This window comes from Streptomyces sp. NPDC007907 (assembly GCF_042959365.1).
GTDB lineage: Bacteria > Actinomycetota > Actinomycetes > Streptomycetales > Streptomycetaceae > Streptomyces > Streptomyces indiaensis.
In genome coordinates this window covers 1,018,010-1,031,794 of the sequence record NZ_JBIBKR010000003.1, presented here as the reverse complement: position 1 = coordinate 1,031,794, position 13,785 = coordinate 1,018,010, and the positions used below count along the sequence as shown (strand labels likewise).

Genomic DNA, 13,785 nt, shown 5'->3' with positions numbered 1-13,785 from the left:
CCTCTTTCTCCCACGTCGTGCCAGAGGAGATCCTCTGACATCACGTCAGAAAAGGATGAGGGCTCTTCCGTCCGTGCGCAATGGTGGCTACGCTCGCCCGCCCGGCCGCCGGTGACAGGGGGAAAACCGTGCCCTCGTACGCAGCGCTCAGCGAACTCCTCGAACCGCGCACCACCGTGCTGCTCACCGTCGAGTGCCAGGAGGGCGTCGTCGGGGCGGACAGTGCCCTGCCCGAACTCGCCGGACAGGCACGTGCCGGCGCCCTCGCCAATGTTGCCCGGCTGGTGGCGGCCGCCCACGACGGCGGCGTCCAGGTCGTCCATGCCGTCGCCGAGCGCCGGCCCGACGGCCGCGGCGCCAATCGCAACGCCCGCCTCTTCCGCGCCGCCGCCCGCCTGCCCGTCCAGCAGCTGACCGGCACGCCCGCGGTGCGGGTGGCCGCCCCGATCGAGGTCGCGGAGGAGGACCTCGTCGTGCGGCGGCTGCACGGGCTGTCACCCCTGCACGGCACCGACGTCGATCCGCTGCTGCGCAACCTTGGCTGCCGCACGCTGATCGTCACCGGCGTCTCCGCCAACGTGGCCGTGCCCAACGCCGTGTTCGACGCCGTGAACCTCGGCTACACCGTCGTCGTCCCGGCGGACGCCATCGCGGGAGTGCCCGCCGACTACACCCCCGCGATGATCCGCCACACCCTCGCGCTGGTCGCCACGGTCGCGACCACGGACGAGGTACTGGCCTGCCTGGAGCGTGCGCGGGGCGTCAGGCCAGCGTGATGGAGTCGCCCTTCACGCTGATCTGCTTCGCCTCCAGCGGTTCGACCGCCGGACCCTTCTTCACGCTGCCGTCGAGCACGGAGAACTGACTGCCGTGACAGGCGCAGGAGATGACGTCGTCCTTCAGATCCACCATCGGACACTTCTGGTGGGTGCAGATCGTCGAGAAGGCCTTGTAGTCACCCGCAGCCGGCTGCGAGACCACGACCTTCTCGTCCTTGAAGATCTTGCCGCCGCCCTCGGGGATGTCGGCGGTCTTCGCGAGCGCCGCACCACCGGCTCCCGCCCCGGCGGACGAGCCGCCCCCTTCGTTCGTCGCACCGCCACCGGCGGCACCCTGTTCGGTGGACGGGTCGGACGCCTTGTCATCCGAACCGCACGCCGTCAGCGCCACGGTGAGCCCCGCCGCGCCGACCGCCGCCACGACGGTGCGGCGGCTCGGTCCCGACATCGGCTGAACTGATTCGCTGGTCATGCTGACGTTCCTTCCGGGGGAATTCGTGATCTGCCGAGAGGTACGGCCCTTGCGGACCGGCTGTTCAGACCCTGTCGAAATCCTGACCCGTTCGAGCAAGGACACGGGTCAAGCGCAGCTGTCGGTTCGCTGTCGGGTTCCGGCCCGCGCCCGCGAGGCCCGCCGCCACGGCCGCCCGGTACGTCAGTAACCTGGGGCGATGCTCAAGGAAGTGATCGCGACCCGTTTCATCGCGCCCCTGCGCGAGGGCGGTTCGCTGCCGGGCCTGATCGAGGCCGACGACTCCGGCACCTACGTCCTCAAGTTCACCGGCGCCGGACAGGGACGCAAGACGCTCGTCGCCGAAGTGGTCTGCGGGGAACTCGCCCGGCGCCTCGGGCTGCGGATGCCGCGCCTGGTCACCGTCGCCCTCGACCCGGAACTGGGGCTGGGCGAACCGGACGAGCAGGTGCAGAGCCTGCTCCGGTCCAGCGGCGGCACCAACCTCGGCATGGACTTCCTCTCCGGCGCCCTCGGCTTCGACCCGCTCGCGTTCCCGGTGAGCCCCGAGGAGGCCGGCCGCGTGGTGTGGTTCGACGCGCTGATCAACAACGTCGACCGGTCCTGGCGCAACCCCAACCTGCTGCGGTGGCAGGGCGAGTTGTGGCTCGTCGATCACGGCGCGACGATGATCTGGCACCACAACTGGCCCGGTGTGGAGGCCTCCGCCGCCCGTCCGTACGACGCCTCCGACCACGCGCTGGCGTCCTTCGCCCCCGATGTCGCCGCCGCGGCCGCCGCGTTGGCGCCCCTGGTCACCGAGGAACTCCTCGCCGACGTCACCGCGCAGATCCCGGACGCCTGGCTCACGGACGAGCCCGGCTTCAGCGAGCCGGACGATCTGCGGCAGGCCTACGCGCGCCCGCTGCTGGCACGGGCCGCCGTCATCCACGAGCGCATCCGGGGGCTGAAGTGAACGACCGGCACATCATCAAGGGCGGCCCCCGGGACCGCCACGTCTACGAGTACGCCGTCCTGCGCGTCGTCCCGCGCGTCGAACGCGGCGAGTGCATCAACGCCGGGGTCCTGGTCTACTGCCGCGCCGAGTCCTACGTCGGTGCCCGCACCCACCTCGACGAGGCCCGGCTGCTGGCCCTCGACCCGCGGGCCGACGTGGCCGGGGTGCGGGCCGCCCTGCGGGCGGTGGAGGGCTTGTGCGCGGGCGGATCCACGGCCGGCCAGGCGGCGTCCGACGACCCGGGCCGCCGCTTCCGGTGGCTGGTCGCCCCCCGCTCCACGATCGTCCAGCCCGGCCCGGTGCACACCGGCCTGACCACGGACCCCGGTGCGGAGACCGAGCGGTTGCTGGACCTGCTGGTGAGGTGAGGGGCACCCCCGTCCCGTTGGTCAGCGCCGGCGGCGCCGCACCACGTATCCGGCCGCGAGAGCGGCACCCGCCGCGAAGGTCAGGCCGATCGCCAGCTCCCAGTCGCTGGGCCCCGAGGCCACCGCGCCGCCGAGTCCGCCCCGCACACCCCCGGACGGGCTGCTGGACGGGCTGACGGAGGGCCGGACCGAAGGGCTGACGGAGGGGCTGACCGACGCGCTCGCGGACCGGGTGGGTGACGCGGTGGCGGAAGTGCTGGGGGAGGCGGTGGGTGACGTGGTGGGCGAGATGATGCCGCGGTGGGCCAGCGCCTCGCACGCGATGCCGTCGTCCGGGCCCTCGTCCTCGTCGAGTCCGTGGGGATCGCTGCGATCCGCGTCGAAGACGGCCTGCGCGTCCTCCTGGAAGGCGAAATCGCGGCAGTCCAGGTCCTGCCGGGCATGAGCGGGGTCGGCCATGGGCACGATCGCGACGACCGCGAACAGCGCGCCCAGGGCCCCGGTGCGACGGCGCATGGAGCGCCTCCCTTCCGACCGTGGGTGGCTCGCGCTTCGACGCTAGGCACCGAAGGGTCCGGCGGCGCGCCGCCGTGGGCCGATCGGGTGTCGTCGGGGGCGCTGCGGGGCCCGGCCGACCCGGGTGATGGATCACATGCCGCCCGTGGCCGTTGACACCGCGTGCCAGGGCTTCTAGCGTCACACCCACTGAAGGTACTAAGCGGTCGCTCACCTGAGGAGTAGCAGTCATGTCCACCACTGAGCAGCGGGTTGCCGTCGTGACCGGTGCCGCGCGCGGCATCGGTGCCGCCACCGCCGTACGACTGGCCGCCGAGGGCCGCGCGGTCGCCGTGCTCGACCTCGACGAGGCGGCCTGCAAGGACACCGTCGAGAAGATCACCGCCGCCGGCGGCAAGGCCCTCGCCGTCGGCTGCGACGTCTCCGACGAGGCACAGGTCGAGGCGGCCGTCGCGCGGATCGCCGAGGAACTCGGCGCCCCGACGATCCTGGTCAACAACGCGGGCGTGCTGCGCGACAACCTGCTGTTCAAGATGAGCGTCTCCGACTGGGACACCGTCATGAACGTGCACCTGCGCGGCGCCTTCCTGATGTCCAAGGCCTGTCAGAAGCACATGGTGGACGCGGGCTTCGGCCGGATCGTCAACCTGTCGTCGTCGTCCGCGCTCGGCAACCGCGGCCAGGTGAACTACTCGGCCGCCAAGGCGGGCCTGCAGGGCTTCACCAAGACCCTCGCCAAGGAGCTCGGCAAGTTTGGCGTCACCGCCAACTCCGTCGCGCCCGGCTTCATCGCCACCGAGATGACCAAGACCACCGCCGAGCGCGTCGGCATGGGCTTCGAGGACTTCAAGGCCGCCGCCGCCACCCAGATCCCGGTGGCCCGGGTCGGCGAGCCGGAGGACATCGCCAACGCCATCGCCTTCTTCACCGGCGAGGCCGCCGGATTCGTCTCCGGCCAGGTGCTGTACGTGGCCGGCGGACCGCTCGACTAGAGGACGAAGAACATGACTTCCGTGGAACTCTCCGGCAAGGTCGCCCTCGTCACGGGCGCCAGCCGCGGCATCGGCTACGGCGTCGCCGAGGCCCTGGTCGCGCGCGGCGACCGCGTGTGCATCACCGGCCGCAACGAGGACGCCCTCAAGGAGGCCGTCGAGCAGCTCGGCGCCGACCGCGCGATCTACGTCGCCGGCAAGGCGCACGACGAGGCCCACCAGGCCGCGGCCGTCGAGCGCACGATGGAGGCCTTCGGCCGCGTCGACCACCTGATCAACAACGCGGGCACCAACCCCGTGTTCGGGCCGATCGCCGACCTGGACCTGAACGTCGCCCGCAAGGTCTTCGAGACCAACGTCGTCTCGGCGCTCGGCTTCGCCCAGCGGACCTGGCACGCATGGCAGAAGGACAACGGCGGCGCGATCGTCAACATCGCCTCCGTCGCGGGCCTCTCGCCCTCGCCGTTCATCGGCGCCTACGGTGTCAGCAAGGCCGCGATGATCAACCTGACCGTGCAGCTCGCGCACGAGTTCGCGCCCAAGGTGCGGGTCAACGCGATCGCCCCGGCCGTGGTGAAGACCAAGTTCGCCCAGGCCCTGTACGAGGGCCGGGAGGAGGAGGCCGCGGCGGCCTACCCGCTCGGCCGGCTCGGTGTGCCCTCCGACATCGGGGGCGCGGCCGCGTTCCTCACCTCCGAGCAGTCCGACTGGGTCACCGGCCAGACGCTCGTCGTCGACGGCGGCATCTTCCTCAACGCCGGAACCGGCTGACGAGGACCGCACACCCGGACGGAACGGGCGCCCGCCGGCATCGGCGGCGCCCGTTCCGGTGGGCAAAAGCACCGCAAAGTGCGATGACAACGTCGTCAAAGGTTTATTGATCAAGCGGTGATGGACGGGGAGGGTCAGGGGGCGCGGCACTGCGGTATGGTCTGCCGACCCTTGGTATGGCAGATCGAGGAGCGTGCTCGTGTTCAACCGGAACCGATGCCTGCGGCAGGTGGCGGCCATCGCGTCCATATCGTCCCTGCTCGCCGGATGCGGCGTGCTGTCCTCCGACACCCCGGAGGACGAAGGGCCGATCGTCGTGGGCACCACCAGCTCGCCCAGCACCCTCGACCCCGCCGCGTCGTGGGACAGTTCCTGGGAGCTGTTCCGCAACATCTACCAGACGCTGCTGAGCTATCCGACGGGCGCGAGCACGCCGCAGCCGGACGCCGCCGAGAAGTGCGGCTTCAGCGACTCCTCGAACCAGGTCTACCGCTGTGAACTGCGCGAGGGCCTGACGTTCTCCAACGGGGACGCGCTCGACGCCCGGGCGGTCAAGTACTCGTTCGACCGGATCCGCAAGATCAACGTCAACGGCGGACCCGCCGGTCTGCTGGGCAGCCTCGAGCGGGTCCAGGCGCCGAACGAGCGCGAGGTGGTCTTCCACCTCAACAAGCCCGACTCGACCTTCCCGTTCGTGCTCGCCACGCCCGCCATGTCGATCGTGTCCCCGGACGCCTACCCGGACGACAGCCTGCGCAAGGACGGCGACGTGGTCGGATCGGGGCCGTACACCCTCGACTCGTACTCCGAGGGCAAGGAGGCCGTCCTCGTCCGCAACGACGCCTACAAGGGCTACGCGGAGCGCCGGAACGACGCGGTGACCGTCCGCTACTTCCAGGACTCCGCCACCATGGTGAAGGCCCTGCGGAACCGGGACATCGACGTGACCTACCGCGGTCTGGCGGCCGGTGACGTCGTCGAACTCCAGGGCAAGTCCTCCAAGGACGAGGAGATCCAGCTCGTCGAGGGCACCGGCACCGACATCAACTACCTGGTGTTCAACCCCAAGGACTCCTGGGCGAACAAGAAGGCCGTACGCCAGGCCGTCGCGCAGGTCGTCGACCGGGCGGCGATCGCCCACAAGGTCTACAAGGACACCGTCGACCCGCTGTACTCCATGGTCCCCAAGGGACTCACGGGCCACACCACGGGCTACTTCGACGACTACGGCGACCCCGACGTCGCCAAGGCCCGCAAGATCCTCACCGAGGCGGGCATCAACGAGCGCGTCCCGCTCACCCTCTGGTACACCAGCGATCGCTACGGCTCCGAGACCGCCGGCGAGTTCAAGGAGCTGAAGCGCCAGCTCGAGGCCTCAGGGCTGTTCACGATCAGCCTGAAGAGCCGGCCCTGGAAGACGTACGTCGAGGGCTACCAGAAGGGCGAGTACCCGGTCTTCGGGCGTGGCTGGTTCCCCGACTTCCCGGACGCCGAGAACTTCATCGCGCCGTTCGTCGGCAACCAGAACGCCCTCGGCACGCCCTACCCGGCGCCCGAGATCACCGGCGACCTGCTGCCCCGCTCGCGCCGGGAGAGCGACCGCGCGAACGTGGTGAAGGAGTTCGAGGAGGCCCAGCAGATCCTCGTCGACGACGCGCGGCTGCTGCCGCTGTGGCAGGGCCGGCAGTACGTGGCGGCCAGCCGGGACGTCTCGGGCGCCGAGCGGGCCATGGACCCGTCGACGATCATGATGATGTGGGAGCTGCACCGCAAGACCGCCTGGTGAGCGGTCCGGCACCGGGCTTTGACGGGCGCGCTGTCAGTGGTCGCCTGTAGGTTCTGTGGCCTGGAAGTGACCGCACATCGTAAGGACGTTGACGTGACCGACATCGCCATGCTGCCCGAGTCCTGGCGCGGGGTTCTGGGCGACGAACTGCAGCAGCCCTGGTTCAAGGAGCTGACGGAGTTCGTCGAGGAGGAGCGGGCGAAGGGTCCCGTCTACCCGCCGCGCGAAGAGGTCTTCGCCGCGCTGGACGCCACGCCGTACGAGGAGGTCAAGGTCCTGATCCTCGGTCAGGACCCCTACCACGGCGAGGGGCAGGGGCACGGGCTGTGCTTCTCGGTGCGGCCGGGGGTCCGGATCCCGCCGTCCCTGCGCAACATCTACAAGGAGATGCACCAGGAGCTGGGCACGCCGATCCCGGACAACGGCTATCTGATGCCGTGGGCCGAGCAGGGCGTGCTGCTGCTCAACGCGGTCCTCACGGTCCGCGGCGGCGAGGCCAACTCGCACAAGGGCCGGGGCTGGGAGAAGTTCACCGACGCGGTGATCCGGGCCGTGGCCGAGCGGCCCGACCCGGCGGTCTTCGTGCTGTGGGGCAACTACGCGCAGAAGAAGCTCCCGCTGATCGACGAGTCCCGGCACACCGTGGTCAAGGGTGCTCACCCCTCACCGCTGTCGGCGAAGAAGTTCTTCGGCTCCCGCCCCTTCACGCAGATCAACGAGGCCGTGGCGGCGCAGGGCCACACGCCGATCGACTGGACGATCCCGAACCTGGGCTGAGGCCTGCCGGCCGCGGACCGCGCGGTGACGGGACCGGTGGCGGCCGGCGCCGCCCGGACCGCGCGGTGACCGGCCCGGTGGTGTCCGGAGCCTCTTCGGGCCGTGGGAGCGGACCGTGGGTGTCCGGGGCCGTGGTGACCGCCCGTGGGTGTCCGGAGCCGCCTGAGCCGGATCGTCCCCGCCTGCGGTTAGCGTCGGCGGGAACAGCCGGCGAGTGCGCGGAGGGCGTCGTGGCGGAGCGACAGGAGCAGGCGGCGCCCGACGCCGTGCTGACTCGGATCGGGCAGGTGGTCATGCTGCACCACGCGGGGGACCGGGAGGAGGCCCGGGCCCGGCTCCTCGGCCTGTGGGCGGAGATCGGCGAGCACGGCGACGCGCTGCACCGCTGCACCCTCGCCCACTACCTCGCCGACACCCAGGACGATCCCGCCGACGAACTGGCCTGGGACCTGCGGGCGCTGACGGCCGCCGAGGAGGCCAGGCAGGAGGACCTCGCCGTCACGGCGGTCGCCGCGCTCTATCCCTCCCTCCACCTGAACCTGGCCCACGACTACGTCAGACTCGGCCGGTACGACGCCGCCCGCGTACACCTATGGCGGGCCCGGGACACGGCTTTCGCCCTCGTCGACGACGGTTACGGCACGGGCGTGTGGGCGGCCATCGCACGGCTGGAGTCCCGGCTGGGGGAGGGCGGCGCGGGGACGTGGACGCCGCCCCGGCAGCGGCCCTGACGCGGCAGGTCAACGCCCGTACATGTCACGGCAGATCGTCGCCTCCGGACTGTCCGCCCGCCATCCCCCGTAGCGCCTGCCCAGGGCGCACACGTCCGCGTTGCTGTGGGGGACCCGCTTCTCGACGTCCGGGCTCACCGACGCCGACACGTCGGCGTGCGACCGTCGGGGGCCGAGCGGTGCGGGCCCGGCGCGTTCCGGACGCGCCGGGCGCGGACGGACCTCGCGGTGCCCGGGCTGCTGCGCCACCTGCTGCCGCGGGGCCGCCGGGGGAGCGGCCGGGCGGGTCGCCTGCGTGGCAGGCTCCGGCCGGCGGGAGGCCTCCTCGACGAGCACCAGGGCCTCCCGGGCCGGTGCCTGCACCACCGGGGTCCGAGCCGCACCGTCCGGTTCCGGCGCCGACGGCCGGGACGGGGTCGACGAGGGCCCCGGCGCGGGGGATCGCGGGACCGTCGTACAGCCGGAGAGGGCCGAGACCGCCACGGTCACCAGGAGCGTCGCTGTGGTCGTCGTTCGATACACCCGCGCAACTCTGGTGCGTCGGGCCGCCGTTGGGGCGGCGGACAGGGGGGAGTTGCCCCGCACGGGTGATCTCCCGCCCCGTACGGAGGGCCCTCGTGTGACGGGGGTGACGTGCGGCGATACGTGTGACGGCGGTGCTGATGCGTGTGCCCAGGGTGAGCCCGTGCTGCTGTCGGGCTTACCGAGATGCCGGTGGCGAGGGTCAGTCGCCGGTCGTGCCGTCGATGCGCTCGCGGATCAGGTCGGCGTGGCCGTTGTGCCGCGCGTACTCCTCGATCATGTGGGTGTAGAGCCACCGCAGGTTGAACCGCTCGCCGGTGCGCCGGTGCTTGCCCTCGGTGATGTCGTCGAGGCCGAAGCGGGCCGCGTTGCGCCGGGCCGCCTCGATCTCGGCCTGCCAGGTGGCGTACGCCTCCTGCCAGGTGTCGGACTCGGAGAGATGGAACTCTCCGTCCGGATCCTCGTCGGTGTAGTAGATCGGGCCGGCGTCCTCGGCCGCGAGCACCTTGCGGAACCAGCCCCGTTCGACCTCCGCCATGTGCCGCACCAGTCCCATCAGGCTCAGCCCGGACGGTTCGACCGCGGCGGTGCGGAGCTGGGCGTCGGTCAGGCCCTCGCACTTCCAGGCGAGGGTCTGGCGGTGGTAGTCCAGCCAGCCCTCCAGCATCGTGCGCTCGTCGGCGGTGGTGGCGGGTTCGCGGCGTTCGTTCGTCATGGAAGCATCCTTTCCGAGCCGCCTCGGCCGCACCACAAGATTTTCAGCCCCCGAGCATCCCCTCCAGGAGTTCCCGCAGGCCGGCCCGCACCTCCTCCAGGCCCGGCACCCGGGCACCGAACGACCCCGCCACACAGCTGAACATCAGCCCGTCCGCCCAGGCGATCAGTGACAGGGTGTGCCGGGCCGGGTCCGTCGAGCCCATGCCGGTGACCAGGGCGGACAGCTGGTCCCGGAAGCGGGCACCGGTGGCGTCGAAGAAGGCCCGCAGCTCGGGGCGGCGCGTCGCCTCCAGGGCCAGTTCGTAGCGGGCGACGGTGAGCGCGCGGTTGTGCGTCAGCGCCCGGTGGGCCGCGAGCGCCAGCGCGTCCGCCAGAGCGCCGGTCCCGGCCGCCGGGTCTGGCATCTCGTGCAGGGCCAGCACCCGCGCCTCACGGTCGGCCAGCCGCCGCACCGCCAGCTCCAGCAGGGCCTGCCGGGTTCGCGCGAGGTTGGAGGTGGAGCCCTGGGGGAGTCCGGCCGCCTCGTCGACCGCCCGGTGCGTGAGGCCGCGCATCCCGCGCTCGGCGAGCAGGGCGAGGGCGGTGTCGGCGACGAGGTCGGAGCGGGCGGGGCCGGCGGTGCGAACGGGCATGGGGCTCACGCTACCCGCCCGACTACACCTGTAGTAACGTCGACGGCGTCACTACAGGTGTAGTCACCTTGGAGGAGGAGCCATGGCACAGCCCGGGCACGCCGTCGTGATCGGCGGCGGGATAGGAGGCCTGACGGCCGCGGTCGCCCTGCACCGGCGGGGCCTGCGGGTCACCGTGCTGGAGCGGGCCCGCTCGCTGCAGCCGGTCGGCGCCGCGATCTCCCTCGCGCCCAACTCCTTGCGCGCGCTGGACGTCATCGGCCTCGGCGACGAGATCCGCGACCTCGCCGCCTGGTCGGGGGACGGGGGCTTGCGCACTCCGAGCGGCCGGTGGTTCTCCCGCTCCTCCGCCGAGGCCGCCACGCAGCGCTTCGGCGGACCGCTCGTCCTGCTGCCCCGCGCCACCCTGATCGAGCGTCTCGCCGCCCTGCTTCCGGCGGACGCCGTCCGCACGGGCGTCGCCGCGGTCCTCTCCGACAGCGGAGGACCCGGCCGGGCGGCCCGCGTCACGACCCCGGACGGCGAACTCGAGACGGAGCTGGTGGTGGGCGCGGACGGCGTCCGGTCCGCCGTGCGCGGAGTGCTCTTCCCCGGCCACCCCGGGCCCGTCTACTCGGGCTTCACCACCTGGCGGGTCATGATCCCCGTCCCCGGCGTTCGCTTCGCCTCGCACGAAACCTGGGGCCCGGGCCGCCTCTGGGGCACCCACCCGCTCAAGGACGGACGCGTCTACGCCTACGGCGCCGCCCTCACCCCCGCGGGCGGCCGGGCGCCCGACGACGAGAAATCCGAGCTGCTGCGCCGCTTCGGCGACTGGCACGACCCCATCCCCTCTGTGCTCGCCGCCGCCCGGCCCGAGGACGTCCTGCGGCACGACGTCCACCACATCGCCGCACCCCTGCCCGCCTACCACCACGGCCGGACCGCCCTGCTCGGCGACGCCGCGCACGCCATGCCCCCGAACATCGGCCAGGGCGGCAACCAGGCGATCGAGGACGCCGTCGTGCTCGCCCACCACTGCGACGACCTCGCCGCCTACACCGCCGCCCGGCTGCCGCGCACGACCGCCATCGCACGCCAGGCCGTGCGGGCGGCCCGGCTCAGCCTCATGAGCAGCCGCGCCGGCATCGCCGTGCGCGACACGGCCGTCGCCGCACTGTCGAAGGCCAAGCCCGCCCTCGTCCTGCGCAGCTTCGACGGCATCGCCGACTGGGCGCCCCCGCAGCGGCCGTATGCTTCCGGGCAGACCCCGGCAGGCAACCGTTAGAGGAGATCACCCCGTGAAGGTCGGCTGCATCGGACTCGGCGACATCGCGCAGAAGGCCTACCTCCCCGTCCTCGCCTTCCAGCCCGGCGTCGAACTGCACCTGCAGACCCGTACGCCCGCCACGCTCGACCGGGTCGCCGAGGGCCTGCACATCCCGCCGGAGCGCCGGCACACCACCCTCGACTCCCTGCTCGCGGCGGACCTCGACGCGGCCTTCGTGCACGCGCCCACGCTCGTGCACCCGGAGATCGTGACCCGGCTGCTGGAGGCGGGCGTCCCGACGTACGTCGACAAGCCGCTCGCCTACCGACTCGAGGACTCAGCGCGGCTGGTGGCGCTCGCCGAGGAGCGGGACGTGAGCCTCGCCGTCGGCTTCAACCGGCGCCACGCCCCCGGCTACACGCAGTGCGCGGACCATCCGCGCGAGCTGATCCTGATGCAGAAGAACCGCATCGGGCTGCCCGAGGAACCCCGCTCGATGATCCTCGACGACTTCATCCACGTCGTCGACACCCTGCGGTTCCTGGTGCCCGGCGAGGTCGACGACGTGACGGTGCGCGCCCGGGTCCGGGACGGCCTGCTGCACCACGTGGTGCTCCAGCTCGCCGGGGACGGCTTCACCGCGCTCGGCGTGATGAACCGGCTCAGCGGCTCCGCCGAGGAGATCCTCGAGGTGTCCGGGCAGGACACCAAGCGGCAGGTGGTCAACCTCGCCGAGGTCGTCGACCACAAGGGGCAGCCGACCGTGCGGCGGCGCGGCGACTGGGTGCCGGTGGCCCGGCAGCGCGGGATCGAGCAGGCGGTGCTCGCGTTCCTCGACGCGGTCCGGGCGGGCCGGGTGCTCAGCGCCCGGGACGCGCTGGAGACCCATGAACTGTGCGAGCGGGTGGTACGTGCGGTTCAGGATCAGAGCGCCTGATCCGCAGGGTCCGCACGCCCTCGCCGACGGCCCACAGGGCGAGGATGACCATCGCCGCGTGCACCGTCCAGTCGCCGTGGCGGACGTAGGGGGTGGTGCCGTGGGCGAGCGGGATGTCGTAGACCCGCGCCGCGGAGGCGTCCGTGCCGAGCCATGAGCCGGCGCGCTGTCCGTCCGGGCCGTAGACGGCGGACACGCCCGTCAGGGTCGCGTGCACCATGGGGCGGCCGGTCTCGGCGGCCCGGAGCGCGGCGAGCGAGGCGTGCTGCTCGGGTGCCCAGCTGTGCTGGAAGGTGGACGTCGACGACTGGCCGATCAGCACGTCGACGCCCTCCCGGGTGAGATGGCGCGTCATGTCGGGGAAGGCGGTCTCGAAGCACACCAGCGGGCCGGCGCGCAGCCCGTCGCCGACGTTCATCACGATCGGCTGCGAACCGCGCCTGCGGTCCTCGCCCGCGGCCTTGCCGACCGAGGTGGCCCAGCCGAGCAGGGAGCGCGCCGGGATGTACTCGCCGAACGGCACGAGCCGCATCTTGTCGTAGCGCTCGCCGGTCAGGCCGTCGGGCCCGACCAGGACCGAACTCTTGTAGATGCCGGGCTTGTCGGAGCGCCGGGCGTCCACGTTGACCAGGATGTCCGCGCCCGTCGCACGGGAGAGGTCCGCGAGCCGCCGGGCCAGGTCGGACCGGTCCCCGAGGTCGAAGCCGACACTGCTCTCGCCCCAGACGATCAGGTCGACGTCCTGCCCGGCGAGCCGGCGGGTGAGTTGCTCCTCGCGGTCGAACCGGCCGTCGGGGCCGACGATGACACCGGGCTGAACGACCGCGATCCTGACGTGGCCGTCGACGGCGGGGCGGGGCGAGAACGCCCAGGCGGCGGAGGTGGCCGCGGCCGTGGCGACCAGACCGGCCACGGCGGGCACCCGCGCCCTGCGCAGCGCGACCAGGACGGCGAACGCCACGTTGACGGCCACGAGCAGCCAGCTGAGCAGCCACACCCCGCCGACCGAGGCGAGCCGCAGCGCAGGTTCGGTCTGCCACTGGCTGCTGCCGAGCATGCCCCAGGGGCCGCCCAGCCCCTGCCAGGAGCGGACCAGTTCGACGGCCAGCCAGCCCGACGGCAGCACCAGGAGCGCGACGGCGACGTCACGCCGGGAGGGCAGACCGCCCAGCAGACGGCGCACCAGCCAGCCCCACGGGGCCCACAGGGCGCCGAGGAGGGCGGCGATGACGAACGTGAACACGTTCAGACTCGGCAGCAGCCAGTGGTGCATGGCCAGCATGAAGCCGAAGCCCCCGCACCAGCCGTCGTAGGCGGCCCGCTTCCCGGTCGGCGCGGTGCGCAGCAACAGGAGCCACGGGGCCAGGGCGACGTAGGCGCACCACCACAGCGACGGCGCGGGAAACGCGAGGACGGTGAGGGCGCCCGCGACCGCCGCGGCGGCCGAGCGGCGCCACGGGGAGGCGAGCCAGTGGCCGAGCGTCTTCATAGGCGCCTCCTACCCCGCGGTGCCTCCAGTGTGCGCCCCGAGGACGATCT

General features: G+C 72.3%; 16 protein-coding genes. 10 read left to right on the top strand and 6 right to left on the bottom strand.

Features of this window, described 5'->3' with window-relative positions:
* Positions 1-128: 128 nt before the first annotated feature.
* Entirely contained in the window at positions 129-776 is a 648-nt protein-coding gene (locus ACFZDI_RS16190) for a cysteine hydrolase (protein WP_234848714.1), read from the top strand.
* On the opposite strand, the gene ACFZDI_RS16185 is transcribed toward ACFZDI_RS16190, so the two are convergent.
* A complete protein-coding gene (locus ACFZDI_RS16185; protein WP_234848715.1) occupies positions 763-1,251 on the bottom strand; it encodes a Rieske (2Fe-2S) protein in 489 nt (162 codons plus the stop codon). The genes ACFZDI_RS16190 and ACFZDI_RS16185 overlap by 14 nt on opposite strands.
* Positions 1,252-1,450: 199 nt before the next feature.
* Between ACFZDI_RS16185 and ACFZDI_RS16180 the strand changes: the two genes are divergently transcribed.
* Positions 1,451-2,206, top strand: a complete 756-nt coding sequence (locus ACFZDI_RS16180; RefSeq protein WP_391251018.1) for a HipA family kinase — start codon at positions 1,451-1,453, stop codon at positions 2,204-2,206.
* Positions 2,203-2,616 carry a DUF3037 domain-containing protein gene (locus ACFZDI_RS16175; protein WP_234848717.1) on the top strand — a complete coding sequence of 138 codons (414 nt, stop codon included), beginning with the start codon at positions 2,203-2,205 and terminating at the stop codon, positions 2,614-2,616. Before ACFZDI_RS16180 ends, ACFZDI_RS16175 begins: the two co-directional genes overlap by 4 nt.
* A 21-nt stretch (positions 2,617-2,637) precedes the next feature.
* Here the strand turns inward: ACFZDI_RS16175 and ACFZDI_RS16170 are convergent, their stop codons facing one another.
* Positions 2,638-3,132: an excalibur calcium-binding protein gene (locus ACFZDI_RS16170; RefSeq protein WP_391251016.1), complete on the bottom strand. Its 495-nt coding sequence runs from the start codon at positions 3,130-3,132 to the stop codon at positions 2,638-2,640.
* A 230-nt stretch (positions 3,133-3,362) separates the two neighbouring features.
* Here ACFZDI_RS16170 and fabG point away from each other — a divergent pair, with 230 nt between their 5' ends.
* The 5 genes from fabG (at position 3,363) to ACFZDI_RS16145 (ending at position 8,189) form a co-directional block, all read left to right on the top strand.
* Positions 3,363-4,124, top strand: coding sequence for a 3-oxoacyl-ACP reductase FabG (fabG, locus tag ACFZDI_RS16165; RefSeq protein WP_391251014.1), 762 nt, complete (start codon positions 3,363-3,365; stop codon positions 4,122-4,124).
* 12 nt (positions 4,125-4,136) lie between these two features.
* Positions 4,137-4,895, top strand: a complete 759-nt coding sequence (locus ACFZDI_RS16160; protein ID WP_234848720.1) for an SDR family oxidoreductase — start codon at positions 4,137-4,139, stop codon at positions 4,893-4,895.
* 199 nt (positions 4,896-5,094) lie between these two features.
* Complete coding sequence (locus ACFZDI_RS16155) at positions 5,095-6,681, top strand: ABC transporter substrate-binding protein (protein WP_234848721.1); 1,587 nt, start codon at positions 5,095-5,097, stop codon at positions 6,679-6,681.
* Positions 6,682-6,774: 93 nt separating this feature from the next.
* Positions 6,775-7,458 carry a uracil-DNA glycosylase gene (locus ACFZDI_RS16150; RefSeq protein ID WP_391251011.1) on the top strand — a complete coding sequence of 228 codons (684 nt, stop codon included), beginning with the start codon at positions 6,775-6,777 and terminating at the stop codon, positions 7,456-7,458.
* A gap of 230 nt (positions 7,459-7,688) precedes the next feature.
* Positions 7,689-8,189: a hypothetical protein gene (locus ACFZDI_RS16145; protein WP_391251009.1), complete on the top strand. Its 501-nt coding sequence runs from the start codon at positions 7,689-7,691 to the stop codon at positions 8,187-8,189.
* A gap of 9 nt (positions 8,190-8,198) precedes the next feature.
* Here the strand turns inward: ACFZDI_RS16145 and ACFZDI_RS16140 are convergent, their stop codons facing one another.
* The 3 genes from ACFZDI_RS16140 to ACFZDI_RS16130 form a co-directional block, all read right to left on the bottom strand.
* Entirely contained in the window at positions 8,199-8,555 is a 357-nt protein-coding gene (locus tag ACFZDI_RS16140; protein ID WP_391251007.1) for a hypothetical protein, read from the bottom strand.
* Positions 8,556-8,913: 358 nt separating this feature from the next.
* Positions 8,914-9,426, bottom strand: coding sequence for a DinB family protein (locus ACFZDI_RS16135; RefSeq protein WP_234848725.1), 513 nt, complete (start codon positions 9,424-9,426; stop codon positions 8,914-8,916).
* Positions 9,427-9,469: 43 nt separating this feature from the next.
* Positions 9,470-10,060 carry a TetR/AcrR family transcriptional regulator gene (locus ACFZDI_RS16130; protein WP_391251005.1) on the bottom strand — a complete coding sequence of 197 codons (591 nt, stop codon included), beginning with the start codon at positions 10,058-10,060 and terminating at the stop codon, positions 9,470-9,472.
* Positions 10,061-10,142: 82 nt separating this feature from the next.
* On the opposite strand from ACFZDI_RS16130, the gene ACFZDI_RS16125 reads away from it, so the two are divergent.
* Together ACFZDI_RS16125 and ACFZDI_RS16120 are read left to right on the top strand one after the other, a co-directional pair.
* On the top strand, positions 10,143-11,327 hold the full coding sequence (locus ACFZDI_RS16125; protein ID WP_391251003.1) for an FAD-dependent monooxygenase: 1,185 nt from the start codon (positions 10,143-10,145) through the stop codon (positions 11,325-11,327).
* Positions 11,328-11,340: 13 nt separating this feature from the next.
* Positions 11,341-12,246, top strand: a complete 906-nt coding sequence (locus ACFZDI_RS16120; protein WP_391251001.1) for a Gfo/Idh/MocA family oxidoreductase — start codon at positions 11,341-11,343, stop codon at positions 12,244-12,246.
* Here ACFZDI_RS16120 and lnt read toward each other — a convergent pair.
* Positions 12,170-13,735, bottom strand: a complete 1,566-nt coding sequence (gene lnt / locus ACFZDI_RS16115; protein WP_391250999.1) for an apolipoprotein N-acyltransferase — start codon at positions 13,733-13,735, stop codon at positions 12,170-12,172. The two genes, ACFZDI_RS16120 and lnt, sit on opposite strands and share 77 nt — an antisense overlap.
* Positions 13,736-13,785 lie beyond the last annotated feature (50 nt).